This window comes from Methanocaldococcus jannaschii DSM 2661 (assembly GCF_000091665.1).
In the GTDB taxonomy this organism is placed as follows: Archaea; AGJL01; Methanococci; order Methanococcales; family Methanocaldococcaceae; genus Methanocaldococcus; species Methanocaldococcus jannaschii.
On the sequence record NC_000909.1, the window covers coordinates 1228155 to 1253038 of the forward strand.

Genomic DNA, 24884 nt, shown 5'->3' on the forward strand with positions numbered 1-24884 from the left:
CACCATTCCCTTCACTATGAGTTCATCAGACTTAGGACTGAACAGATACAGCCCCAAAATCCAAACTTCGTTAATATTTAGTATCAACATTTCGTCTCGAAGGCAAAGCCTCCTCATTAACATTATGATATAACAATACATATTACTATTTTAATAAAAAAACAATATTTATATTGTGATATTGTTTATGAGATTGTTAAGTTAAGTTTTTATTAAATATTGATAAAAAATAATAAACTATGAGGCTCACGATAGAAGTTATAAAGGAGAGAATCGTAGAGAGGAAGCTTTTTAAAAGGAATAGGAATCGATAGAGGTTAAAATCTTAGCAGGGCTTTTATACTACCTCGGATTATCATTGAGGAAAGTGGTTTATCCCCCTCCAAATTCGAAGATATAAGTCACGAATCGATTAGAATTTATTATCATAAGATTAAAGAGGTTTTAAATAGATTTCCAAGTAATAGTAAATTCGATACGGTTGTTAGTTGGATAAAAAGCTTCATGATGTTCTATAATTGGGTGAAATCACTAACTTGACAACCTCGGTGATAGAATGAGGAAGATTATTTTAATATTTTTTATATTTTTAATACTCCAAAATATCTACGCTTATGAAAAAATCTATGATGTTAATCATGTTTGCTACTACACATTAACATCTGTTGAACTTCAAAAATTTGTAAAAACTGCAGAGATTATAACCCCCTTAAACGCAGATAACAAAACAACAATTACAAAAGATACAATATTAGTTGGCAATCCAGAAGAAAATCCTTTAACAAAAAAATACATTGGATTCTTTAAAATAAAAATAAATAAAACCTTTCCAGGAAAAAATAAAGGGATTATTGAAAAACAGATAATAAATGGACATACAGTCATTCTATTAGCTGGTTCTGATATACAGGGAACTTATGCATCAATAATAACATTTGCTAATCTAAACGACATTCCAGAAAACCCAATTATATGTGAAACCTCAAACAAAGTTAATATTTACAGCACGTCTCTTAATAGTGAATATTTTAGAGACTTTATTGAAAAAAATATATTAACACCAAAAGAAATTGAAAAAGTTAAATCCCTATCTTATAAATTAAAAGGAAAGGATAAAAAGGCTACTATTGAAAATATAGCAAAGTGGGTAGCAAACAACATAAAGTATGATTATGATAAGTGTAAAAAAATAGAAAGTGGAAAATTTAGCTGGGATGAGTACAATACCCCATCAGAAACGGTAAAAACAAAAAAAGGAGTTTGTTTAGATTACGCCACATTAACCTCCGCTCTATTGCTAAATGATAATATAATCCCTTATATGTTAGATGTTGCTTTATATAATACCTCATCATTAAAAATCTCATCCTATCATGCTTCAGTTGCTGTGAAAATAGATAATACATACTTTGTTATAGACCAACAGCCATATTTGATTCCAATTAACGAATATACTGCCCAAACATTTGAAGACAATTTGAGAATCGCCAGCATTGTAATGTTTAGAGTTGTAAAAGAAAGGGATGGCATAAAATTAATAAAAGAAAAAGAAGTTCCAGGAATTGCAATATATGGGGATTTAATAAACCTCTTAGAAATGAGATTTAATAACTAATTCTATTACTTTAAAAATCAACGGAAAAGGAGAGACAATATACAAAATATAAGAAAGACATATGAAAACCAAAAAAGGGAGTTGAGGAGTAACCCAAACTTTTCCTTTGTATGTTTTTTTCTCTTCCTTTTCTTCATTTATATTGGGAATTAAGGAAAGGTTTTCATCATCCCCCATAATGGTCTCAAATTTTTTAACTTTGTCTATATCTTTTTTTAAAGCTATAAACAATAATGGTAAATTCTTTAACTTTAATCTTTTATGATTTCCATTTTTTAGGTTTATTAATAAGATAAATATACAGTAGGGGATGACAAAAAGTATTGCATTTAAAAAAATAATGAAGGTAAAGAACATCCCTTTTAAATAACTCAGCCCCATTAAAAATTTACAATCTCCTCCTCCCATAAAATTAAGGTAGTATAAAAAAATTCCAATCAAATAAAATACTAAAAAAGATAACGCAAAGTATGATTTAAACAAAATAAATGACAATAAAAATAAAAACACTCCAATATAAACTAACTTATTAAACTTTTCATATCTAACAGATAGGGTAATAAATAAAACAGCAAAAATCTCAATAAAAAATAGTAATAAACTTTTATTATATAGGAGATGAATAAAAACTCCTACCCAGAGCATAGATATCCATAAAAAGTCAGTAACCTCTCTTTTTCTCCAATCCTCAACTGCCCCATATATTGAGCAAATCAACCCATATAAATAACCCAAATCCATACTTCCACCAAATTAATTAATGTTCCAGCTTTGATATTCAAAAGAATTATTTAAAGATGAATAAAACATCCTTGGAGTCGTTATAAAAATATCTGTCAAAACAAATCCCTTAGAAGATATTCCTTTTTGTGGATTAAAAATTGTTATGTTGTGATTAAAATCTTCATCATGCAAAGAAACATAAAGCATTGGTGAATTACCATAAATGACATTGAAATAGCTATTTTTGCAGGATTCATTTAGGATGAGATAAGAAGTGTCACTAAAATTGTTTATACTCTCATTAAGATTATAGTTAAGAATTACATCTGAATAGTTATTTAACAACTCAACTTCAATTGGCGAAGTTGTATCATTAAAGACAAAATTACCGCTTTCATTAATTGTTATAGTATAGTTTTTATATGAACTTTTAACATATAATATTCCAGAAAAGCTTCCATTCATTGACATGTTTATATATGTTACATTCTCAGAGTTATTGTAATATCCACTTGTATTTATAAAGGATACATTTTCTGCCAATGAGTTGTTAAAAACATCCTTTGCCATAATAAATATAGCAAAATCCCTTCTTTTGATACATTTAAGATATAATAATATAACGATTTTTCATTGGAATTATTATAAATGGTTTCATTAAGTATCAAATTTCCAAATCTATCATAAACAAATACATTAACATAACTTCCAGTTATATTAAAACTCCCAGTAACTGAGCCATTTTCAGAGATATTTAACAATAGATTCTTGCTGAATACATAATTTGATACGTTTAAACTTCCGTTAAATGCCCCTCCAAATCCATAATTTGATATGTTATAAGAAAAATTTCCATTGTATAGTGAAAAATTGAATGTTAAGTTTTTTGCCTCATATCTTATATTAGAAAATATTATTTTTTTGTAATTAATTTCAATGCCTTCATCTTTATAATTATTTTTTAGCATGTCTAAATTTTTACTTAAATTTGAGTTTGAAGTTAAAGAGTTTATTAAACAGCTTTCTATAGAGTTTTTGACATCTTTCATTTTAAATACTGTTAAATAAGAGCCATCAGAAGTATAGGAGTTAAAACCAAGTAAGAAAAACAATATTAATCCAATGGATAAAATAACTCCACCAATAATAAAAAACTGCCCTCTTTTATTCATCTCCACCATAATATCAACCTTAACTTATAAAAATTTACTGAGGTGTTATTCTCAAATATAAAATTTCTCTCAACAACAACTCCATTTTTTGCATCAGAATAAATTAAATTCCCATTTTTGTAAATCTCAAATCCATAACCTACATTACTTGGCAGTTCAATTTTTTTGTAGAGGGAGGAGATATTTTCAAAATCCCCCTCCTCAATATGTGCAGAGTATAATGCATTATATCCAATAAATTCTAAAGAAAGATTATAATCAAAATTCTGGGACATTACCAAATAAGAAAAAACTAATATAACCATAATACCTGCAATTGTAGCTTCTAAGATTCTAATAAACCCTTTATTGTTAAGTATCATCTTCCCACTTCTAAAATGCCGTAGTATTTGAGAGTTATGTTTTCATTTTTATCAACTATATAGAACGGAACTTCAAACAACTTATTACAACTAATACCTTGGAATTCCCTATAGTTGATAGAATAGTTTTTTGGATATATTATCTCAATATCCCCATACTCTCCTTTTTTGTATTTTGCAGAAATATTATAATGCCCTATAATTCTTAAAAACTCATGATTTTTTGTTATAATGAATTCATCCTTAGAAGGGGAGTATGCAATAATGTATGAGCCATTCAAGTTTTCAAGATACTTTATTAACTCTCTACTTTCAGATGTGTCTTTGAATACAAATCCCTCAATAACATATCCTATTTTATTAACTTTAAAATTAAAAATTAAATCTCCCTTTGAAATTGAATAATTATATTTTAAATCATTATAATACATTAAAAACTCTTTTTTAGCTTCTTCAATATCATAAACACTATGTAAATTAACGGTTTCAGATATAACATAGACACATACAATTAAAAACATGGCTGTTGCAAGTAAATAGTCCAATTCCATTTATTATCCCCCAATGTAAAATTTAAACAGCATATATCCAACAATCAACATTAGTAATATATGCTTTATTCCAGCAATAATCGACCTCTCAGTAAGTATTCCTAAAGAAGCTCCAGAGAATATGGAATATATCAAAATTCCTTGGAATAAATAGTTTTTATAAAATTCAACACTCAAACCATGAATATTTTTTAATAATGTTGGCAGGAGGGAATGAACCATAATGTACGATGTCCCAATGTACAGGAAAAATGAGAGATAGATGACAACCACATATATAAACTGCCTTGCACTTATCTCCCTTTTCATTTCACTTAACTTGTATGCATGAACCGTAACTGAGGTTAAGATATCCTTTACATCCCCACCAGAGACGGCACATTCTTTTAATATTGAGGCGATTCTTTTTGCAATTAAAGATTTTTCTGTTCTTTCTAAATCGGCAAATACTTCATTCACAGGCCTTCCCCAAGACATCTGAATAGCCATTTTTTTAACAATTTTTGTTAAAGGCCCATAGTTCGTTCTTGCACAGACCTGCATCGCTCTAATTATATCCATACCACTTCTCACAGCCATGGTTAAATCATTTAAAAATATAGGGTAGTATCTCTCCTTTTGATTTTCAATAATAAAATGCCAATAGCTTGTTAAAATAAAAGGAAGTATAAGAAACAAAATTCCAAACATTAAGAAATCAGTTCCATGGAACTTAAAAATTGATTTTCTAATGAAAAACAACATAAAAGAAATTATAGAAAGCATCCAAAAAAACAAAGTAATAAAATGAACTGGTTTCCATTTAAATTTCATTTTTATGCCTTCTATCTCTGGTTCATCAAATTCTTTTAAAACATCTAATAAAGAAACATTTAATTTGAAGTCTTTTGGTAGTATTCCATAAACCAATCCCATAAAAATTATTGATGCTATTGGAACCCATAAATAAAAGGTCAGTGGAAGTAGCTTTGGGTCTCCAAAAAGTGATGCGGTTTGTAAAATTGCACTAATGGATGAAGCTACAGGAACTGTCATAACAACAAAAAGAGGAATCATACCACATGCTATTACATAAAACTCAGACAGTATCTCAACTTTTTCAATAGCTTCAAATAATTCCAACTTTCTATCTTCCATCAATCGTTCATATATTTCATGAAAAATGTTTTTCATCTCAGCCCCAACTATTAAAGAGGCTACTATATTATAATAAACTGAAGACAGCTTTTTACTTGGTGTTATCCTTGCTCTTCTTAAAAATGTTGTTATAATGTCATAATTGAATACCTTCGTATCCTTAACTATTTCTTTTGCCTCTTTACTCATCCCTCCATAAATATCCTCTTTTGATAGAGAAGTAAATATCTCCACTACAGGAATGTTTGCTGAAGATAAGGCAGAGATAAAGGCAAACGCATAAGGTAAATTCTCATCTATACTTTTAGCCTTTTCTTCAGCTAAGACATAAGGATATAAGACCCCAATAAGAATAACAATAAAAATCCCTCCAATAAGCCCAAAAATTGCATAGAATATATTAAATACTATTAAAAAAATTATGAAGATAATTAACCCTAATATTATAGATGTTAAAAATACTACAGGCAGATATGTGGAAGAAACTGCATTCATACCTGCTTTTAATAAAATTTCATCAAATTTCTCATCCTCTATTTTAAAAAGTTTCATAGCCAATTTATAATACCTTAACTTTAAATTGGCAAAAAAATCCAATTCAATCACCTTTATGATATTCTTTATACTCACATATCTTTTTAACAAATTCTTCAAAATTTGGTTTTGTTTTACATAAATTCCTCAAAAATTCTGCTCTACTATGAAGTTCATTAATAATCTCTTTTTCTGAAATTCCAATGAACTCAGCTATTCTTCTTAACAAATAACTTTCTCCAGAAAATTCAAATGTATCATCTTCAGGATTCCACCTAAAAACATCATGTAATATAATATCATCAATTTTTGGGTCGTATTCAACAATCTCAGTTATACTCTTAGTTCTTCTAACAAATCTTCCTTTATAAATCAATCTAACCTGCATACATATGGCATTTAGTTGTTCAAGCATAATCTTTGGAATGTTCATTGGTTCAGCATTCAACCTCCTTATAACTGCCTCTGGGGATTTTGCGTGTATCGTTGATAACGCCAAATGTCCTGTAGTTATTGCTTGAAATAATATCTTCGCCTCCTCACCTCTAACCTCTCCAACAATTAAATAATCTGGTCTTTGCCTTAAAGCCGCTTTTAATAAATCCATCATAGTTATTTCATATTCTTCTCCACCGAATCCACTTCTTGTAGTTCCAGCAATCCAGTTTTCATGATACAACCTAATTTCTGGAGTATCCTCAATAGATACGATTTTCATTTGAGGAGGGATGAAAAGAGAGAATGCATTTAAAAGGGTGGTTTTTCCAGTAGCTACCTCTCCAGCAACCATAATAGAATTTTTATATTCAATGAGTAACCAAAGATATGCAAGCATCTCTGGAGAAATACTCCCATATCTTATTAAATCTGTTGGCAATATAGGAGTGTGTGTGAATTTTCTTATTGTAAATGTTGAACCATATCTGAGATATCCCTTCCAAGGGTTACATTTAGCCTGCTACCATCTGGGAGAGAACCATCCACTATTGGATTAGCCAATGTTAAAGATTTTCCACACCTTTGGGCTAAGGATATACAAAACGAGTCTAATTCTTCATCAGTTTCAAATTTTATATTTGTCTTTAAATGTTCGTATTTTCTATGAAACACATACACTGGCTTTCCAACACCTGTGCAACTGATATCCTCCAAATTCTCATCTTTCATAAGAGCATCTATTTTCCCATATCCAATGAGGTATTTAATTAAAAAGTAAATTAACTTATGTCTTGTTACATCATCCAATGTTAATTTTAAATCGTCAAAAATTTCTTTAATTTTTTCTTTTAAATAATCCTCCAACTTTTCTTTGTCTATTTCTTCAACTGGAACATCCAATAATGCCTGAACAACTTTTCTTAGTTTTAAAAATAGTTTTATCTCTTCTTTTGTTAGAATTGGCTCAATAACAATATACTTTTTTGTTTTTTCTACATTATCATAACCAATTATAATCTCCGCCATACCAATCGTCATTTTTTCATAAATTTCAAGATTTTTAATTTCTTCATAAATCTCTTTTAAAGCATCCAAATAACTTTCATTTTCCTCTCTATCCTTTTTTACATTTTTGTCTAATTTAAAAATTTTTTTAATGTCTATATTTTTGTTAAAATTAAAATTTTCACCAAATATTTTCTTTATTACCATAAATATCACTCTATATAAATCATATAGGTGTTATTGACCTTTTTACATGAGATTTTAGAAATGTCAGAAATCTCATTTTTAAAGAATCTAATGTTGTTATTAAACTTATGAACATAGGTTTTATTTTGGAAAATTATTGTAAATGAATTATTTTCAAATATGACCTTGCAATTTAGGTTTATTTTTTTGTAGAGAGTTATATTCCCCTCATTTGCTAAAACTACTGCATTCATAACTTCTGAAGTTATTTCCCTATCAACCTTGTCAATATACCTATATTTTCCAATTTCAATTAATTCAGAGTAAATTGTAGAGGTAAATATAATAACCAAAAATGAAACTGCCATAAGAAGAATGGATTTTGCAATAATATGCATATTTATCCCATCAATAAGCTATAAACATAAACCTTTGAGTTATTAACATAGAAATGCCTCAAATTATCGGAGTAGTTTATTGTTATATTTCCTCCAAACTCATAAATTGATAGATTTGTATATTTGATATAATAAACATTTGGACATTGAGCGGAGATGTTGTAGATAAAGATATATAATGTTCCTTTTTCAAGATAAACATCATAATCAATTCCTTCAATGGTTGTGATATTGAATGATACATACTTTGTCCCATTAGAAATTTTAACATTATTTTCTTTTAAAGTAATCTTAGTTTCATCAAATGTCCTTTCTGAATCTACACCACTGTATATTACATCATTTATTAGATTTTTTATAATTTCTATACGATTTTTTTCTTTTTCTTTTGAAACCTGATTTAAAGTGGTGTCTATTATGTTAATTCCCCATTCATAGGCAATAATTGATAATGCAAAGATTGTAGTTAAAACTAAAAGAGTAGATAGATATGTATTCATTTTCTTCCCCTTTTACTCAAATAAATAGCCAATCCTATTATCCCAAAACCTATAATAATTCCAATAAAGCTTAATAAATAATTACTCATGAATTTCGTAGAGTTTTCAGAGATTTTATTATTTTCTAATATTATTATATCATCAATTGTCGAATTATAAAGTTTTACATACAAATACGGCTCTTTTAAATAGGCAGTTTTATTTGAAACAAAAACATTATATTTTCTATCAAATGTAAATGTCCCTTTTGGGTTTTTGATAGTGTAAGATGTCCTATTTTCTGTAATTGATGTAACATTTGCTACTGCATATCCATAAAATTCTGAACTATTGAAGAACTTTGTATAATAAATATTACAAATTGAGGAGACATTATCTAAATAAATCAAACTTATAACTTTTTTATCTGTTTTATTATACTCTAAGATATATTTTCCATTCGTCTCAGCCAATTTATTTTCCGCCACTATGATTATTTTCACATTATTTGGTGGAATCCTCATTCTAATTGGTCCTCCAAGGGAGCCAACATAATCTTCAATTTGAGGAATCGTTATGTTTATTGTGTAATTTATTTTATCAACACTAAAATTGTAGTAGAATATAAGAGAATTTGAAGAGTTTCTATATAGTAAATTAGAATAGTTGTATCCATATATTTTCTCATACAAAATAATTCCAGCGGATTTTATGTGATATGGATTGTTTGTCCCATTTATTACATCTTTAACATAGGCAGTATTGTTTTTTACAATAATATATAGAATTTCGTTGTAGTTTATATTACTGTAGATTATATTATTGTGAGAAATATTTGAACTTGAGATGTTTTTAGAGGTTGTGTTTGAAATATCTGAAATATTCTCAGCATAAGTAAAATAAACAGAGAATAATCCAAAAATACATAAAATTAACAAATAAATTGCCTTTTTCATACTATCACCTTTTTAACTAATTTCAAATGTTATTTTTTTCTCTACGTCTCCATATTTCGTTGAAGCAATGATTTCAAATATTATTGTATTTGGAACTTTTGTATTATTTATTAGGATGTAATAATTTATATCTGTTTTAGAATTCCCCTTCAATAAAAAACTCTCTGTTGGACAATTTAAATCAATTAAATCAAGCAAATTTGAAGTATTCAATGCGTTTCCATTAGAAGCAGCAGCATAGAATAGTTTTCCATTTTCATCATAAAATTTCATTGAGGAATAATACACTGTTCCATTAAAATAAACATATTGTCCGCTATAATTGTAAGGGTTTTCATCTCTATCCAACAATAAATTGTTACTGCTATCATCTATATTTACTGATGCCCAGGAAACATTTGGAGTTAAGCAGTATATTCTTGTATTTACATTTAAATCTTCATCAATATTGTTTATAAATTCTAATTTTATTGTTTGAATAAATCGCTCCTCTGGGTTATTTGTTATCCGGGAATCTCCATTTAAATCAAGATTTGTAAAATAGTATGTTTCAATTGTAGAAATTTCAATAGGTTTTATGATATTCCCTATCGATGACTTTATTGTTGGGGTTATTTTTTCGGTAGTGTCGCTAAATACCTTGTTACTCCAAGCGTAATAAGCTGCACCGATGACAATTGCAGTTCCTATTAATAATAACATTGTAATTATTAGGGACATTCCCGACTTGTTCATTAAACTTCACCATTAAGTTTATGTAAGTGTTTATGTATATGGGCAATAAAGTAAATTTTATGATATTTAAGATTATCTTAACTATAAAAAATTTATTAATTATTTGATTATTGTAGTATGATATTTTAAATATAAATGCGGTATTATGGCATATATATTTAAACATTATTATTACATAGCACATTACAATATATAAAATTAGGTGTCACATTTATGAAATTCAAATATATCGTATTATTATTTGCACTGTCTTTAGCATTAATCACAGTTAATGGCTTAGAGATAAAGGATATTGATTACAGCGATAGCTCGCAATATCTAATAATAACAGTAAGTAATCCAGATAATAACATTAATGCAAATATATCAATAATTGGATATATAGACAACAAAATAGATACGCAAGTGGAGATGTTTAATTACTCAATCCCAAAATATTCTCTAATGTTTATTAGAAAGAAGATGGTGTTTAATGAAAAAGGAGTTCATACAGTATTTGTAACAATAAAAAGTAATAATATAACCTATACTTTTTATAAAAAAATAAATATAACCTATGCATATAACAGCAAAGTTCCAGTTCCTGAAGAAGAAGTAACTAAAAAGATAGAGATAGAGGGTTTAGAGTTTGAAATATGTCCCTACCCATATCCTCCTTTTTACGATTTTGTATATGTAACTATAAGAAACAACGATTATGTTCCTCACTATGTTAATATTTCATTTACGGCATCTTTACAAGGAACTTATTACATCATTAAAGACAACAAAATAATAAAATCAAATCCTCCGTCAAATGGCTTAATAATAAAATCTTGGACGCCTAACGTTTATGTTCCTCCAAAATCCAAAATTATAATTCCCATAAAAGTTAATTTTTACTATTCTGGAAAATACACGATAACAGTAAAGGCAGTTAGTGATAATCATTATTCAACTGAAAAAACAGTTAAAGGTAATACTGTAATTTTAAAATCTCTATTTGGAGATGAGATAAAGGTCTATAATGTAGAAATAGCTTGCCCACTGTATGTATATAATGTTAGATGTGAGGATGAATATGGGGACTATGCATATTCAAACTGGTTTGATGTTGATGTGAATAATACAGTTGATTATGATGTTTATGGAACTCTACAGGTATTTCTATGTAAAAAAGAGGGAGATAATTATCTCATATTAAATAATAAAACAATAAATAAATACTTTTTAGCAAAAGAATTTAATGATGGATACTCAATTCCAGTTAAACTTAATACATCAGCGTTAAACCCTTATGATGAAAATTTCACAATATTTGTGTTATGTAAAACTGGAAATATGGAAAGTTTTTATTATAAAACATTTACTAAGCCAATAAAGATAAATAGTTTAGAAGTAAAGAATTATCCAGAACATTACTATTTTGTTGATGAAAGCATATTCTATGATGTTTATGTTAATGTAACAAATAACTTAAATAAAAAGATATATGCGAATATATCGATAAAGGATATTTATAATAAAACCTACTCAAAAGAAGTGGAGCTTAACAAAAGTTGCGTAAATATTATTAAATTTAGTGGATTAAAAATTAATGCAAAAGATTTATCTCACGATGGAAAAATTAAACTCAAATTTATAGTTACTGCTATAACTCCACCTTATGAAAAATACTACATCATTAAGAAAAATATAAGTATAAATTTATCTTTAATTCCAACTCCACCAGTTTATCTATGCAGTAACTTAAATGATGAGATATTTGTTGGATATCCTCAAAATTTATCTTTTAGCTTAAAGAAAGTCGTTGGAAGATGCGTTGAGACAAGAGTATATATAACAGTCCCAGACGATATTAAAAAATATACTATTTTGAAGAGAAGTATTTAAAAATTGGAACAATGGAAGAGATTCCTGTAAATATAAAAACGCTATTTTTAAAGGAATACACGGCCCTATCTACATACACGTTGCTACAAATATGGGAGTTAGAGAGTGTGTAGTAACAAGGATTATTAAATCAAGACCAATAATTGCTTGTGAGGATGTATATCTGCACAATTACACTGTCTTTATAAAAATAAGAAATAGAACGCAGGGATTTGTGAAGTATGAGCCAATTGTTGGATATCCTGTTAATGTTACAGTTTCTCTAAAAAGTGCTGTTCCAGATTTAAAAGATATAGAAATCTGGGCTTCTGCAATGGATGAAAATGGCAGATTAATAAACTGTAGTAAAAAGAAAACCATCGATATTTACGGAAATTATAGAAAAGTTAATCTTGAAATTTTATTCAATGACTCATTAGAGGGATATTTAATAATATATGCTAAAACTGGGGAGGCAGTTATTCCTCTATATTATAAACCAATTATGGTCACCTATCCGGTAGTATTTGGTTTAGAATACAATCCTTCAGACCCTTGGGCAAATCTAACACTATCTCATAATTATCAAGTTCCTATAAAGGTTAATGCTACAATAGGTAAATATTCCAAAATAATAACAATCTACCCATATAAAGAGACAAAAGTTCCGTTTTATGTTGGGAAAGATAGAAACAATATAACTGTAAGCATTGAACTACTTAATAATATATCAACGATAAAAAAATTCAAAAAAACATTTTATTTCAAAAAATTAAATAAAATTAAAACTTCTATTAATGAAACAGTAGTTAACAAATATAATTAATATAACAAACGAAACTAAAATATACAACCAAACTGAAAAAGGAAAAATGACAAATAAAACCAGAAAGGAAACAAATGAAATTAAAAATAATATCACCCTACCACCAAATATTAAAACTGAGGTAAATAGAACTAGTAAATATGATTTTACAAATCTCTCTAAAGATTTAGAAATAGTATATGCTCTTATAAAAATTACAGGTTTCGATGAATATCTACCATTTAATATTGAAAACTTAAATAAAATATTCATTAAAGAAAAAATATCGCCCTACCCATATTTGCTAAATTTAATAAAGGATTTAATAATCCTATTCGTTATTGGATTGATTATAACAATAATCGGCTTATTAATGTATGAACCAACACGTCCAAAGGTAATATCTATAATTGCATCCATTCTCTATAAATTAAAAATTAAAGAAAAACCTAAACCTAAGAAAAAAGAAACCATAAAACTACCAAAACCTCCAAAAATCTATATATCTGATGTAATTTATTCATTAGGGGACACAGTAAGAATTGAAATATCTTCTGAGATAGATATTGGCAATAATTTGTATATACTATCCCCAACAAATAAAAAATACAAAATAGAATTAATAAAAACTGGAAAAAATAAATACCTTGGATTATTCAAAATACCAGAGAATGAAGTTCCAGGGCAATATTTCATTATATATAAACCAGAAAACTTATCAATTGGAGGGTTTTTAGTAGTAGATATTAAAAAGGAGATGTAATTTATTCTATTTTTTTCAAATCAATAAAATTTATTGAAGAAGGTTTGAACACCTCCAAAGGAAGGCGTTTATTAGTGCGTTAGTTATCTAAGAAGTTTGAAAGACACTTATAATTTAGCATCCAATTTTATTCTTTTAATTGCCCTTCTATCTGCCCAGCATTGAATACAAATTCCTACAGGTAAAGAAGCTGTATGGCATCCAGCAATCTCAATAAAAACATCTAAAGCAGTTATATCCCCTCCTAAACCCATTGCTCCAATTCCTAAGCTATTTATTTTTTCTAACAACTCTTTTTCAAGATTAGCTATTTCTTTATCCCTATGTCTCTCTCCTATTTTTCTTAGCAGTGCTTTTTTAGCTAATTTTAATGCTACATCAGCAGTTCCCCCAATGCCTATTCCAACAACTATTGGAGGACATGGCTTTCCTCCAGCATTTGCAATTGTTTCTAAAACAAAGTTTTTTATCCCCTCTATTCCATCAGAGGGCTTTAACATCTTTAAAGCACTCATGTTTTCGCTTCCTGCCCCTTTTGGAAATGCAATTATCTCAATCTCTCTATCTAAGCTTTCATCAAACTCAATATTTATGAATGGGGAATTTAAGCCAACATTTGTTTTAAAATTCTCTCTTGTTAAAGGATGAACTACATTAGGTCTTAAAGGAACCTCTTCCGTTGCTTTTTTTACTCCTTCTTTTATTTCTTCAATGATTTTCATTATTTCTGATGAATTTATATTCTTTCCAATTTTCAAAAATACTATTGGGACACCAGTATCTTGACATAGAGGAACTTGCGTTTCTTCAGCTATTTTGTTATTTTCTATGATTGCTTTTAATGTGTTTTTTGATATTTCACTACTTTCTTTTTTATATGCTTCTTCTAAAGCATTTTTTACATCTTCTGGTAGATAAATAGCTGCCTCTCTAAATAATTCAACAACAACATCGGAGATTTTCATTCTTTCACCTCAAATTCTCTTTAAAAGCTCCTTTGGATAATGCAATAAAGTATTTTCCAACTCTTTATTGGTTAATCCTGCCCCTAAACCAACCTTTTTTGCAAACTCATCATCTATTAAATCCTCTGGAGCATGGGTGTCAGTATTTATCAAAGTTTTTAATCCAAACTCCCTTGCTATATTAGCCACATAGCCGTTAGTTATGTTATGTCCTCTCCTTGAAGTTATCTCAACAAATATATCATTCTCCTTCAAATTTTCAGCAGTTTCTTTATCAATAAAGCCAGGATGGGCTAAGATATCAACATCCTCAGATATTGAGGCATAGTAATTAGTTTTTTCCTCAACTGGCTCAACTACCGTCTCCCCATGAACAACGACAATCTCAGCCCCTAAGTCTTTAGCTTTTTTAGCCATCTTTGGTATAGATTTTGGTGGGATGTGGGTTAGCTCAACACCAACAATAACTATGATATCATCCCAGTATTTTTTTAGCTCTTCCTTAGCGATTGTTGTTTTTTCTATAAGCTCTTTGTAGTTACTAAAATCAGCATGGTCTGTTATAGCTATAGCCCTATGTTTTAAGACCCTTGCCCTTCTAACTAATTCAGCAGGAATTAGCTCTCCATCACTAAAAACCGTATGCGTATGAAAATCAAATCTCAAAATATCACCTCATTTTATAAACTGTGGAAATCAGCAATCATCTTTAAATCATCCTCTAAACATCTTCCCTTTGTAGTTAAATAATTCCCAACCATTAATCCGTCTAAGACCATTAAGGCATAAGATTGGAAGTCTCTTAAGTTGTATATTCTCCCACCAGCCAATCTAATCTCTGCATAAGGCATAATTATTTTATATAACGCTATCAATTTCAAAGCATCTGAGACACTTATTGGCTTAATCTCTCCATTTTTTATTTTTTCATAAGCTTTAGTTCCTTCAATTGGATGTAAAATATTTATTGGAACGCTATCAACCCCTAACTCTTTAAGTTCAAAAGCCATCTTTATTCTCTCCTCTACGCTCTCTCCAAGTCCAAATATTCCACCACTACAAACCTCTAAGTCAAGTTTTTTTGCCTCTTTTATAACTTTTACTTTATCTTCATAGCTATGAGTTGAACAGATATTTTTAAAGTAGTTTTTTGATGCCTCTAAGTTATTGTGAATCCTAACGTCCAATTTTTTTAGTTCTTTTAATTTTTCTCTATCCAATAAACCCAAAGAACAGCACACTTTTAAATTTGTTTCTTCCTTTATAAGCTCTATAGCTTCAACAATTTCAATGAATTCATCATCATTAATTTTTTTGCCACTTGTTACTATACTGAATCTCTCTACCCATAGGGGAAACCCCCTATTGGGATACCCCACGTCCATTAAGTTGGGGCTTTCAGCCCCAATTAATGTCCCACGTTCTATGGATGAGGAAATTTTAGAACATTCATCGATGATTTTTTTAGCATACTCTAAAATCTCCTTTTTAGATTTTAATGGATATATTGGGATGTTGCATTTACTATAAATTGATTGAGAGCAGAAAATACAATCCTCTTTGCATTTTCCACTTTTTGCATTTATTATAGCACATAATTTAATTTTGCTATTATTTTTTATCCTATTTTTTATTTTAAAAGCCAAATATAACAAATCTATAGCACTGAAGTTATTATATAAATAGAGGGCATCATCAAAATCTATTTTGTTCTTTAGAGATTTTTTTAAAAAAGTTTCAATCTCCATAAAAATCACCCTATATACAATAAATAAACATTAACTTTTAAAATTTATTGGTGATTGTTATGTATAGTATAAAGATGAGGGCATCGAAGAATGGAAAACACATCTCTGGAGCTGAGAGAATTGTAAATAAAGATGAGATTGAAGAGACTGTTAAGGAGCTTGTAAGAAGGGCTTTAACTCATGAAAATGGAACTCCAGACTTTATAAATATAAAGATTGAAGAGATTAAAGAAGAGATAACATACATTAACCACTTGCCAATAAAAACAATACACTGTAAAGATAAAGAAGAGGCAAGAGAAACGGCAAAGAAAATATTAAGAAATGAAGGCATCCCAGATAGCGTTATAGATTATGCTTATGAGATTATTGATAAAGGGGGAATGAGAGGAGCAGCAATTTTAAATTTAAAGGGAGAGAGGTTAGAGCCAGATAAGGAGAGAGGAGTTAGAGTTAAAAACATAGATACAACAAAGGAATTGAAAGAGAAGATTTTAAAAGAAAATTTAGGGACAGAAAGAACTGTCGATGCCATTGCCATAGCATCTAAGGTTATTCATTTGGGAGTTATTGCAGAACTCTGCACATCGGATAATAAAAGCTACACAACTGGCTATGTAGCAACTAAAAAGGGATACTTTAGAATTACAAATTTAAAAAAAGAGGGAGAAAGTGGAGGAAGGGTATTTTTTGTTAAAGATGATGTTGATATAGAGGATTTAATCAACAAATTAGAAAACAAACCATTTATTATAAAATAAAAAGGGATTTTTATGTTTAGGGAGAAATTAAGAAGAGAGATTGAAATTATAAAGAACAACGGATTATATAGATTTTTAAGGAAAAAAGATGATGGAGTTTTAGATTTCTCTTCAAATGATTATCTATGCCTATCAAAGCATCCAGAGGTTATTGAAGCAGTTAAAGAAGGGCTAAAATATGGGGCTGGTTCAACCGGCTCAAGATTAACTTCTGGAAATATAAACCATCAAAGATTGGAGGAGAAGATAGCTGAATTTAAAGAGACGGAGAGGACTTTAGTTTATTCATCCGGCTATGCAACGAATGTTGGAGTTATCTCTGCATTGTGCAAAAAAGGAGATTTAATTTTGAGTGATAAGCTTAATCATGCCTCTATCATTGATGGTTGCAAGTTGAGTAAAGCAGATGTTTTAATTTACAATCATTGCGATGTTGAGCATTTAACCAACTTAATTGAAGAGAATTGGGGGAAATATAACAACCTCTTTATTGTAACTGATGGAGTTTTTAGTATGGATGGGGATATAGCTCCTTTGAGGGATTTAAAGAAGATAGCTGATGAATTTAATGCCATTTTAATTATTGATGACGCACACGGCACTGGAGTTTTAGGAGATGGGAGAGGAACATTAAAGCACTTTAATTTAAAACCTTCTGACAACATAGTGCAAATTGGAACTTTATCTAAAGCAATTGGTGGTTTAGGAGGCTTTGTCTGTGGAATTGAGGAGGTTGTAGAGTATTTAATAAACACTTCGAGGAGTTTTATATTCTCAACTGCTCTACCTCCTCATGTAGTTGAGGGTTGCATTAAGGCCTTTGAGATTATTGAAAAAACAGATATAGTTAAAAAGCTTCAAAAAAACATAAAAATAGCAAATAAAGTTTTTAAAAAATATGAATTTATTAAAGAAGATAACTTAACTCCAATCTATCCATTTATTTTTAAAGAAAAAACCATGGAAATAGCAGAACATTTAATAAAAAATAATATCTTTTGTGTAGGAATTAGATATCCAACTGTTCCTAAGGGATTGGAGAGGATAAGGGTTAGCATAAATGTTGGGCATGAAAAAGAGGATTTTGAACTGTTGTGTGAGAGGATTAAAGAGGTTTATAGTAGTGACTGATATTTCTCTTTTTTAGTTTTTATTAAATAAAATAAGCATTTATTTGGTTTCCTATATCAATGATAATTGTAATTATAATAATTACGATTATCATTTTGTGGTAAGTTATTTAAACAGTAGATTAAAAATTTTGATAGGTGATAAAATGATATTTATAACTGGAACAGACACTGGTATAGGGAAAACTTACGTTTCATCAATTTTAGCAGAGAATTTGAAAAAAATGGGCATTAACGTTGGATATTTAAAGCCGGTTGAGACAGGAGGGAGAGAAGACACTCTAACTTTAAAAAATATTTTAAATACAGATGATGATTTGGATTTAATGAATCCTATTAATTTAAAACTTCCCCTATCTCCAAATATTGCGTTTGACGTTGAAAACTCCCCTTTAACTTTGGATGAGATAAAAGAGAAAATAAAAAATGCTTATGAAACTTTAAAAGAAAAATATGATTTTTTGATTGTTGAAGGAGCTGGAGGAGTTTGCGTTCCAATAAAAGAAGATTTTTTAATGAGTGATTTGATTAAGTTTTTAGGATTAGATGCAGTTGTTGTTTCAAGACCTAATTTAGGGACTATAAACCACACACTATTAACTGTTGAACATTTAAGGAATAAAGGAATTAACGTTAGAGGAGTTATTATTAACTGTATAACTGATTTAAGTGAAGTTTTATATTATGAAAAAACCTTTGAAACAATAGAAAAAGTTGGGAACATTGAAATAATTGGGATTGTTAAAAGTAGGGAAGATTTTGAGATTGATTTTGAAAAGATTTTGAGGTGAATAAAATGAACATTGATAAAAATTTACTTGAAAAATGGGATAAAGAATATATTTGGCATCCATACACACAGATGAAAGAATATAGAGAATCAAAAAACTTGATTATTGAGAGAGGAGAGGGCAATTATTTAATTGACATTTATGGAAATAAGTATTTGGATGCTGTTTCATCTATATGGTGTAATCTATTTGGACATAGTAGAAAGGAGATAATTGAAGCAATAAAAAATCAAGCTGATAAAATCTGCCATTCAACACTTTTAGGCTGTGGAAACGTCCCATCAATTTTATTGGCAAAAAAATTGGTGGATATAACTCCAAAGCATTTAACAAAGGTATTTTACTCTGAAGATGGAGCAGAGGCAGTTGAAATAGCAATTAAAATGGCTTATCAATATTATGTTTTAAGAGGAGATAAGGGAAGAACTAAATTTATTTCAGTTAAAGAAGGCTATCATGGGGACACTGTTGGAGCAATGAGTGTTGGGGGGAGTGAATTATTCCATGGGGTTTTTAAGCCTTTATTGTTTAAAGGCTATCATGCAAATCCTCCTTACTGCTACAGATGCAAATACCACAACTTTAAAGATACTGATGAGAGAAATGAAAAAGGTTGTGAAATGGAATGTTTAAATGAGATGATTAGTTTAATTGAAAAACATGCTGAGGAAGTATTTTGTGTTATCCTTGAAGGAGGAATTATGGGTTCTGCTGGAATGATTCCATATCCAGATGGATATATTGAAGGAGTTGCAAAGGCATGTAAGGAGAATGATGTAATCTTTATCCTCGATGAGGTAGCTACTGGATTTGGAAGAACTGGGAAGATGTTTTTCTGTGATAATGAAGAGCTAAAAAAGTTGGAGAAGCCAGATATCCTTTGTCTTGGAAAGGGATTAACTGGAGGCTATTTGCCATTAGCGGCAACTCTAACAACTGATGAAATCTATAACCAATTCTTAGGAGAGTTTGGAGAGAGTAAGCAACTCTATCATGGTCATACATACACTGGAAACCAACTTCTATGCTCTGCTGCATTAGCAACATTAGAGATTTTTGAGAAGGAGAATGTGATAGAGAATATCCAACCAAAAATAAAGCTCTTCCATAAAGAATTAAGGAAATTAAAGGAACTTGAGCATGTTGGAGATGTTAGAGGAAGGGGTTTTATGGTCGGAATAGAGCTTGTAAAAGATAAAGAGACTAAAGAACCCTACCCTTACGGTTATAAAGCTGGCTACAGAGTTGCTGAAAAGCTGTTAGAAAAAGGTATCTACATGAGACCAATTGGTAATGTTATTATCTTAGTCCCACCATTGTCAATAACTGAGAAAGAGATTATTTATCTATGCGATGCGTTGTATGAAGCTATAAAGGAAGCTGACCTGTAATAATGGACATTAATTAGGGCTGAAAGCCCTAACTTATAACCAATTATCAAAGCTAAATTATCTAATTAAGGAATATTTAGAAGCCCAAAGGGCTTCTATAAGTGCCTTATTTAATTATAAAACTTTGATAATTGGTTAAATGGACGAGTTTTAATGAAACTTTTTCTAAAAGTTTCGAGGAGATTATTTATCTATATGATTCCTTATATGATGCTATAAAGGAAGCCGACTAGTAAATAATGAATAGTTATTTTCTATTATTTTATAACACCTTCTTTATAGCATTCCAAACTAAAAAACTCTGAGGCTTTAAAATCCCTTCTATTGGATTTAAGAATAAGATATTTCTTTTAATTAAAAACTCTCTAATTTTTTTAGGTATTTTTATATCCTCTATTTCATAATCTTCTTTAAATAATTTTAATGCATCAACAACTTTTTTATAAAGTTCCTCATCTTCTTCTTTAACATCCTCTAAGAAATATTTTAACTTTTGAGTAGCATCCTTAAGCATAAAATCTAAAATATCGTTTAAATTTTCATATCTCAACTTATCAATAACTTTTATTATTAAAACTGGTTTTCCCCCTACATAATTATAGATTAACTCTTTATCTTCATTAGTTAAGCTCATGTTATTCTCTTTAGCCAAAAAATCCATAAATTTTAAGGCAGTTTCCTTATCAAAATCATCCACTAAGATATATTCACCTCGCATAGAGGCAAAGCCTCTATTGCTATACTCCAGAGCGGGGTTGCCAAAGGCAACCCCACTTTCTATCTGGGGGAGTATACCAATAGAGGGGGCGTAGCCCCCTCTATGGTCATCCACCAAAATATAATCAACTCTATCCTCCAACATTGCTTCATTATAAACTCTCTCTATGAATAAGCTATCTGAACTTAGGCAGAAAACGTGGCATAGGTGTTTATGCTTGGTTAGAGATACAAAGTAATTAAATAGCTCATAGATTAAGAATCCATTAATTTTCATGTCTCCAATCTTTTGAAGTTCATCAATAATAATTATTGGTTGCTTTCCTTCTCTTTTAATGTCCATTAAAACATTGGTTATATATCTAAAAACATTTTTAGTTGTTTTCTTTTTAAAAATCTCGTTTAGAGTATTTTTTGGTATGGGAATGCCATACAATGAAGGTAAGTCATTGATAATTGCCTTAATTACTTCTATAGGGCTTTTATCTCCTTCATATTCCTCAAACAAAACTTCAATGAAATCATCGTATTTAGAGATAAAAATCTCCCTCAAATCAAAATAAAACACAATGTATTTATTTTTATCTAATCTATTGTTAATAATCTCATTTATTAAGGCAGTTTTTCCACTATTTATGGAGCCATAGATGAAATAAATCAAATTTGGTTCTCCTTCTATAATAGATAAGATTTTATGAATTTCTTTCTCTCTATTGAAGAATTTCATAAAAATCACCAAAATTCCCATTATAAAATGAGAATATATAGTAAATTTAATCCTTAATAATTCTCCTCAAATTAATTGATAACAATGAGCTAATCTTATTAATTTGCTCCTCAGAAATCTCAATTTTTTTCTGTAACAATTTTGATATATCAATCTCTATATATTCTTCACCAACATCTCTTGGATGTATTGGAGATATTTCATTAAACACAGAAAAAACTGGGCAGAAGTCATGGCAATATAGGCAATATACACATTTTTCTGGATTAATTTTTGGTATTTTATCTTTAACATAGTTATCTGTTATTTTAACGGGCTCAATTGGAATCATCTCAATTGCCTTAGTTGGGCAGACGTTGGCACATCCCTCACAACCAATGCAGAGTTCTTCAATAACGGTTTTTGGAATCTTAACAGTTCCAGTTAGTATAGCGTTTCTCATCTCTAAGCTTGTGTATCTTCCAGACCCAAAGATAATTCTCTCCAAATTTTCATATATCCCGGTTAAAAATATCTTGGCAAAGTTCTTTAGTTCAGCCAACTCAATCACCAAAATTTTATTCTTTCACTTTCCATTTTCTATGTAGATATATCGCTTTAGTTGGGCAAATATTGTAGCAAGCTCCACAGAACTCACATCTCTCTTTATCAATAACTCCATAATCAATGCAATTATTTGGGCAGACCTTGTTGCAGAGACCACACTTTATACAGAAGTCCATATCAGTTCTAATAAATGAGTTTTCTCTATCAACAACCTTTTTATAGCCAGTTGTGTTTGGAATCACATCTCTTGGGCAGTGAATAGCACATGTTTCACAAGCTATGCAATTATCAGTAAATAAAACCTCTCCATTACTTCTGTCTATTATTATAGCGTCTCTTGGACATACATTTGAGCATGTTCCACAGAGTATGCAGTTTTCATCTTTAATTTTCTCCAATTTAACTGTTGTTATTGATATTGCTTCTTCTGGACAGTTATTTATACAAATTTCACATAGAGAGCAGCCTCCAACAACTCTATCATCTACAGGACTTTCGCAGGAGTAAAGTTTATTATTGCCCATAGATGCCTTTGGCATCAAATTTCCTTTATGGATGTATAATCTGCGAAAGTCCTGTTTAATTCTTCTAACATCGTTAGGGCAGATTTTAACGCATTCCATACATTTCCAACAAACATCTGGGCTGTAATATAGATGTCCATTCTCAAACCTTAAAGCTCCACTTGGGCAGTGTTCAGCACACAACCCACAATTTATACAATAACTTGTTGGTTGGGATGTTTTATCTTCCTTAACTTTAATAACTTTAAAGTTTTCAACTTTTAAAGCATCGTTAGGGCAGATTTCAACACATTTTAAACAGAGAATGCATTTATTATAATCTACTTCTCCATCTTTAATGGCATCTTTTGGGCAGTTCTCTCCACACAAATTGCAGGATGTGCATGCATCTATAGAATCTGGGACTATAGTATCTCTTGGACATAAATAAGAGCATCTTAAGCATCCAACGCATTTATCTCTATCAATTTTAATAGATTTCCTTTCTACTTTTTCAACAACTTTTCCTGGTTTTTCTTCAGCTCTAAATAATTTAACTTTCATAAGATTCTCTAAAACTTTTAAGTATCTCTCTGCTAAGCCTTCTCTCTTTGTGTTTAACAATTCATAAGAGCTAACTCTTGCATTGTAAGGGCAAACCTCAACACAGACGCCACACATTGAGCAAATTCCCATTGGGAATTTTTTTCCATCTTTCTCTACAATCTTTATAATTCCAATTGGGCAGACGTTGGCACATATACCGCAACCGTTACATCTCCTTCTATCTACATAATAGCCTCCAAACTCATTCCTCTTAATTGCCTTGTTTGGGCAGTTTCTTGCACACTCTCCGCATGTTAAACAGCTAAAACTTTTATTATTTAATAAAAATATTGCATCTGTTGGACAAGCTTCCATACACTTGGATGTTTGTGAGAAAGGACAGGATTGGCATTTCTCCTCTACCCTACATTCATCTAATATAGTTATAATCATCCTTCCTCCCCTCAAATTTGTTTTAAGCCATATTTCTCTTTTAAAAAGTCTTTAATTACTTCCAACACATTTTCAGCATCTTTTAAACATTCTTCAGCATCTTCTTTAGTATATTCTTCCAATGGATTCCAAAGTTCTCCAAAATACGGTTCTGGATACCTTGGCATAACCCAATGTTCTTCTAAGCTTTCTATTTTTGGTATTAGATTTAGTAATTTCTCTTTCCATGAATCCTCAATTTTCATCTCGTAGATGACATTCCTAAACACTCCTGAAACTACATGTCTTCTGAAAATAATTCCATTTAAAATTAAAACTGCTTTTACAGCTTTTTCAACACATTGTTGGGAGTGATAGACTGAATCTGGATAGTGATTTGTTTTTAGTAGAACTTTTGCCACTTCTAAATCCTCTTCCGCCCTTTTTATGAATAGCTTAGCATACTTTATATTAAATCCGCTATCTTCCATTCTTTCTCCTCATCGATAAATATTGGCTTTATTCTTTTAATAATCGGTTTTATTCTCTCAAGGTAATTTTTCCAGAAGTTATCTCTATCATATATTATTTTATATCCAGTTAAAATACCACAAATCAACGGATTTATACTCTTCAGTGATAAATCCCTTGGCTCTACCAATATTGGAGAAATGTTAATCCCATATCTATAAATAAACTCTAATACTATGTCCCTTAAAACTTTATGTCTGTCAATCCTTCTTTTTGGTAAATTTTTAGCAATAACTAATAAATCAACATCTGAATACTCCACAGCAGTGCCTCTTGCATAAGAACCAAATAAAATAATTGAAATTAAATCATCTCCAAATTTTTGTTTGCATTTTTGTAGAAATTCATCTAAAATATTATTCAACATTTTTTCATCCATTATTTCA

General features: G+C 29.6%; 28 protein-coding genes and 1 pseudogene. 9 read left to right on the forward strand and 20 right to left on the reverse strand.

Annotated features, from left to right (window positions below; all coding sequences use genetic code 11):
• The first annotated feature begins 239 nt into the window (after positions 1-239).
• Together MJ_RS09360 and MJ_RS06855 are read left to right on the forward strand one after the other, a co-directional pair.
• Positions 240-540, forward strand: a pseudogene (locus MJ_RS09360) (hypothetical protein).
• 16 nt (positions 541-556) lie between these two features.
• Positions 557-1615: a transglutaminase-like domain-containing protein gene (locus MJ_RS06855; protein ID WP_010870795.1), complete on the forward strand. Its 1059-nt coding sequence runs from the start codon at positions 557-559 to the stop codon at positions 1613-1615.
• Here the strand turns inward: MJ_RS06855 and MJ_RS06860 are convergent.
• From MJ_RS06860 to MJ_RS06905, 12 genes are read right to left on the reverse strand one after another with little or no spacing between them, the layout of a single operon-like run.
• Positions 1592-2356, reverse strand: coding sequence for an A24 family peptidase (locus tag MJ_RS06860; RefSeq protein ID WP_010870796.1), 765 nt, complete (start codon positions 2354-2356; stop codon positions 1592-1594). The genes MJ_RS06855 and MJ_RS06860 overlap by 24 nt on opposite strands.
• Before the next feature lie 12 nt (positions 2357-2368).
• Positions 2369-2881 (reverse strand): hypothetical protein, encoded by a 513-nt coding sequence (locus MJ_RS09755; protein ID WP_244409396.1) that lies wholly within the window; start codon positions 2879-2881, stop codon positions 2369-2371.
• Positions 2857-3519, reverse strand: coding sequence for a hypothetical protein (locus MJ_RS09760; protein WP_010870798.1), 663 nt, complete (start codon positions 3517-3519; stop codon positions 2857-2859). The genes MJ_RS09755 and MJ_RS09760 overlap by 25 nt, the downstream gene beginning before the upstream one ends.
• Positions 3507-3872 carry a hypothetical protein gene (locus tag MJ_RS06870; RefSeq protein ID WP_010870799.1) on the reverse strand — a complete coding sequence of 122 codons (366 nt, stop codon included), beginning with the start codon at positions 3870-3872 and terminating at the stop codon, positions 3507-3509. The genes MJ_RS09760 and MJ_RS06870 overlap by 13 nt, the downstream gene beginning before the upstream one ends.
• Entirely contained in the window at positions 3869-4423 is a 555-nt protein-coding gene (locus MJ_RS06875) for a hypothetical protein (RefSeq protein WP_010870800.1), read from the reverse strand. The genes MJ_RS06870 and MJ_RS06875 overlap by 4 nt, the downstream gene beginning before the upstream one ends.
• A 3-nt stretch (positions 4424-4426) precedes the next feature.
• On the reverse strand, positions 4427-6166 hold the full coding sequence (locus tag MJ_RS06880; RefSeq protein WP_244409543.1) for a type II secretion system F family protein: 1740 nt from the start codon (positions 6164-6166) through the stop codon (positions 4427-4429).
• A complete protein-coding gene (locus MJ_RS09765; protein WP_010870802.1) occupies positions 6159-6971 on the reverse strand; it encodes a type II/IV secretion system ATPase subunit in 813 nt (270 codons plus the stop codon). Before MJ_RS09765 ends, MJ_RS06880 begins: the two co-directional genes overlap by 8 nt.
• Positions 6972-6994: 23 nt before the next feature.
• Positions 6995-7744 (reverse strand): hypothetical protein, encoded by a 750-nt coding sequence (locus MJ_RS09770; protein ID WP_244409398.1) that lies wholly within the window; start codon positions 7742-7744, stop codon positions 6995-6997.
• A 5-nt stretch (positions 7745-7749) separates the two neighbouring features.
• A complete protein-coding gene (locus MJ_RS06890; RefSeq protein ID WP_010870804.1) occupies positions 7750-8121 on the reverse strand; it encodes a hypothetical protein in 372 nt (123 codons plus the stop codon).
• Between the two features lie 2 nt (positions 8122-8123).
• Positions 8124-8621, reverse strand: coding sequence for a hypothetical protein (locus tag MJ_RS06895; protein ID WP_010870805.1), 498 nt, complete (start codon positions 8619-8621; stop codon positions 8124-8126).
• Positions 8618-9556 carry a hypothetical protein gene (locus tag MJ_RS06900; RefSeq protein WP_010870806.1) on the reverse strand — a complete coding sequence of 313 codons (939 nt, stop codon included), beginning with the start codon at positions 9554-9556 and terminating at the stop codon, positions 8618-8620. The genes MJ_RS06895 and MJ_RS06900 overlap by 4 nt, the downstream gene beginning before the upstream one ends.
• Before the next feature lie 12 nt (positions 9557-9568).
• Positions 9569-10291 carry a hypothetical protein gene (locus tag MJ_RS06905; RefSeq protein ID WP_010870807.1) on the reverse strand — a complete coding sequence of 241 codons (723 nt, stop codon included), beginning with the start codon at positions 10289-10291 and terminating at the stop codon, positions 9569-9571.
• A gap of 213 nt (positions 10292-10504) precedes the next feature.
• Here MJ_RS06905 and MJ_RS09775 point away from each other — a divergent pair, with 213 nt between their 5' ends.
• The 3 genes from MJ_RS09775 to MJ_RS09785 all read left to right on the forward strand — a co-directional run bounded on the left by MJ_RS09775 (position 10505) and on the right by MJ_RS09785 (position 13710).
• Complete coding sequence (locus tag MJ_RS09775; protein WP_010870808.1) at positions 10505-12163, forward strand: hypothetical protein; 1659 nt, start codon at positions 10505-10507, stop codon at positions 12161-12163.
• Between the two features lie 91 nt (positions 12164-12254).
• Positions 12255-12968, forward strand: a complete 714-nt coding sequence (locus tag MJ_RS09780; RefSeq protein WP_010870809.1) for a hypothetical protein — start codon at positions 12255-12257, stop codon at positions 12966-12968.
• A gap of 46 nt (positions 12969-13014) precedes the next feature.
• Positions 13015-13710, forward strand: a complete 696-nt coding sequence (locus tag MJ_RS09785; RefSeq protein ID WP_010870810.1) for a hypothetical protein — start codon at positions 13015-13017, stop codon at positions 13708-13710.
• Positions 13711-13817: 107 nt separating this feature from the next.
• Here the strand turns inward: MJ_RS09785 and MJ_RS06925 are convergent, their stop codons facing one another.
• The 3 genes from MJ_RS06925 to bioB are packed head-to-tail and all read right to left on the reverse strand — an operon-like array spanning position 13818 to position 16423.
• Entirely contained in the window at positions 13818-14675 is an 858-nt protein-coding gene (locus MJ_RS06925) for a fumarate hydratase (RefSeq protein WP_010870811.1), read from the reverse strand.
• A 9-nt stretch (positions 14676-14684) separates the two neighbouring features.
• On the reverse strand, positions 14685-15341 hold the full coding sequence (locus tag MJ_RS06930) for a histidinol phosphate phosphatase domain-containing protein (RefSeq protein ID WP_010870812.1): 657 nt from the start codon (positions 15339-15341) through the stop codon (positions 14685-14687).
• Positions 15342-15355: 14 nt separating this feature from the next.
• Entirely contained in the window at positions 15356-16423 is a 1068-nt protein-coding gene (gene bioB / locus MJ_RS06935; RefSeq protein WP_209320026.1) for a biotin synthase BioB, read from the reverse strand.
• 59 nt (positions 16424-16482) lie between these two features.
• Here bioB and MJ_RS06940 point away from each other — a divergent pair, with 59 nt between their 5' ends.
• The 4 genes from MJ_RS06940 (at position 16483) to bioA (ending at position 20496) form a co-directional block, all read left to right on the forward strand.
• Positions 16483-17184 carry a 6-carboxyhexanoate--CoA ligase gene (locus tag MJ_RS06940; RefSeq protein ID WP_064496779.1) on the forward strand — a complete coding sequence of 234 codons (702 nt, stop codon included), beginning with the start codon at positions 16483-16485 and terminating at the stop codon, positions 17182-17184.
• 12 nt (positions 17185-17196) lie between these two features.
• On the forward strand, positions 17197-18315 hold the full coding sequence (bioF, locus tag MJ_RS06945; RefSeq protein WP_010870815.1) for an 8-amino-7-oxononanoate synthase: 1119 nt from the start codon (positions 17197-17199) through the stop codon (positions 18313-18315).
• A gap of 145 nt (positions 18316-18460) precedes the next feature.
• Complete coding sequence (gene bioD / locus MJ_RS06950; RefSeq protein ID WP_064496780.1) at positions 18461-19105, forward strand: dethiobiotin synthase; 645 nt, start codon at positions 18461-18463, stop codon at positions 19103-19105.
• Positions 19106-19110: 5 nt separating this feature from the next.
• Positions 19111-20496 (forward strand): adenosylmethionine--8-amino-7-oxononanoate transaminase, encoded by a 1386-nt coding sequence (bioA, locus tag MJ_RS06955; protein WP_064496781.1) that lies wholly within the window; start codon positions 19111-19113, stop codon positions 20494-20496.
• Between the two features lie 262 nt (positions 20497-20758).
• On the opposite strand, the gene MJ_RS06960 is transcribed toward bioA, so the two are convergent.
• Genes MJ_RS06960 through MJ_RS06980 form a run of 5 tightly spaced genes read right to left on the reverse strand, consistent with a single transcriptional unit; the run spans position 20759 to position 24877 of the window.
• The gene (locus MJ_RS06960) at positions 20759-21940 is read right to left on the reverse strand and encodes an ATP-binding protein (RefSeq protein WP_064496782.1); all 1182 of its coding nucleotides are present in this window, start codon (positions 21938-21940) and stop codon (positions 20759-20761) included.
• Positions 21941-21986: 46 nt separating this feature from the next.
• Positions 21987-22490, reverse strand: a complete 504-nt coding sequence (locus MJ_RS06965) for a 4Fe-4S binding protein (protein ID WP_244409544.1) — start codon at positions 22488-22490, stop codon at positions 21987-21989.
• Between the two features lie 7 nt (positions 22491-22497).
• Complete coding sequence (locus MJ_RS06970) at positions 22498-23988, reverse strand: 4Fe-4S binding protein (protein WP_064496783.1); 1491 nt, start codon at positions 23986-23988, stop codon at positions 22498-22500.
• 11 nt (positions 23989-23999) lie between these two features.
• Complete coding sequence (locus tag MJ_RS06975) at positions 24000-24458, reverse strand: HEPN domain-containing protein (RefSeq protein ID WP_010870821.1); 459 nt, start codon at positions 24456-24458, stop codon at positions 24000-24002.
• Positions 24434-24877 (reverse strand): nucleotidyltransferase domain-containing protein, encoded by a 444-nt coding sequence (locus tag MJ_RS06980; RefSeq protein ID WP_010870822.1) that lies wholly within the window; start codon positions 24875-24877, stop codon positions 24434-24436. The genes MJ_RS06975 and MJ_RS06980 overlap by 25 nt, the downstream gene beginning before the upstream one ends.
• Between the last annotated feature and the right edge of the window lie 7 nt (positions 24878-24884).

Bases quoted from the DNA above. Each gene is read 5' to 3' on its own strand.
- MJ_RS06870 (WP_010870799.1), bottom strand. From the start codon at position 3,872: ATGATACTTAACAATAAAGGGTTTATTAGAATCTTAGAAGCTACAATT.
- MJ_RS06905 (WP_010870807.1), bottom strand. From the start codon at position 10,291: ATGAACAAGTCGGGAATGTCCCTAATAATTACAATGTTATTATTAATA.
- MJ_RS06940 (WP_064496779.1), top strand. From the start codon at position 16,483: ATGTATAGTATAAAGATGAGGGCATCGAAGAATGGAAAACACATCTCT.
- bioA (WP_064496781.1), top strand. From the start codon at position 19,111: ATGAACATTGATAAAAATTTACTTGAAAAATGGGATAAAGAATATATT.
- bioF (WP_010870815.1), top strand. From the start codon at position 17,197: ATGTTTAGGGAGAAATTAAGAAGAGAGATTGAAATTATAAAGAACAAC.
- MJ_RS09785 (WP_010870810.1), top strand. From the start codon at position 13,015: ATGACAAATAAAACCAGAAAGGAAACAAATGAAATTAAAAATAATATC.
- MJ_RS06900 (WP_010870806.1), bottom strand. From the start codon at position 9,556: ATGAAAAAGGCAATTTATTTGTTAATTTTATGTATTTTTGGATTATTC.
- MJ_RS06875 (WP_010870800.1), bottom strand. From the start codon at position 4,423: ATGGAATTGGACTATTTACTTGCAACAGCCATGTTTTTAATTGTATGT.
- MJ_RS06860 (WP_010870796.1), bottom strand. From the start codon at position 2,356: ATGGATTTGGGTTATTTATATGGGTTGATTTGCTCAATATATGGGGCA.
- MJ_RS06970 (WP_064496783.1), bottom strand. From the start codon at position 23,988: ATGATTATAACTATATTAGATGAATGTAGGGTAGAGGAGAAATGCCAA.
- MJ_RS06890 (WP_010870804.1), bottom strand. From the start codon at position 8,121: ATGCATATTATTGCAAAATCCATTCTTCTTATGGCAGTTTCATTTTTG.
- MJ_RS06975 (WP_010870821.1), bottom strand. From the start codon at position 24,458: ATGGAAGATAGCGGATTTAATATAAAGTATGCTAAGCTATTCATAAAA.
- MJ_RS06855 (WP_010870795.1), top strand. From the start codon at position 557: ATGAGGAAGATTATTTTAATATTTTTTATATTTTTAATACTCCAAAAT.
- MJ_RS06980 (WP_010870822.1), bottom strand. From the start codon at position 24,877: ATGGATGAAAAAATGTTGAATAATATTTTAGATGAATTTCTACAAAAA.
- MJ_RS06925 (WP_010870811.1), bottom strand. From the start codon at position 14,675: ATGAAAATCTCCGATGTTGTTGTTGAATTATTTAGAGAGGCAGCTATT.
- bioB (WP_209320026.1), bottom strand. From the start codon at position 16,423: ATGGAGATTGAAACTTTTTTAAAAAAATCTCTAAAGAACAAAATAGAT.
- bioD (WP_064496780.1), top strand. From the start codon at position 18,461: ATGATATTTATAACTGGAACAGACACTGGTATAGGGAAAACTTACGTT.
- MJ_RS09775 (WP_010870808.1), top strand. From the start codon at position 10,505: ATGAAATTCAAATATATCGTATTATTATTTGCACTGTCTTTAGCATTA.
- MJ_RS09780 (WP_010870809.1), top strand. From the start codon at position 12,255: ATGGGAGTTAGAGAGTGTGTAGTAACAAGGATTATTAAATCAAGACCA.
- MJ_RS06895 (WP_010870805.1), bottom strand. From the start codon at position 8,621: ATGAATACATATCTATCTACTCTTTTAGTTTTAACTACAATCTTTGCA.
- MJ_RS09760 (WP_010870798.1), bottom strand. From the start codon at position 3,519: ATGGTGGAGATGAATAAAAGAGGGCAGTTTTTTATTATTGGTGGAGTT.
- MJ_RS09770 (WP_244409398.1), bottom strand. From the start codon at position 7,744: ATGGTAATAAAGAAAATATTTGGTGAAAATTTTAATTTTAACAAAAAT.
- MJ_RS06960 (WP_064496782.1), bottom strand. From the start codon at position 21,940: ATGAAATTCTTCAATAGAGAGAAAGAAATTCATAAAATCTTATCTATT.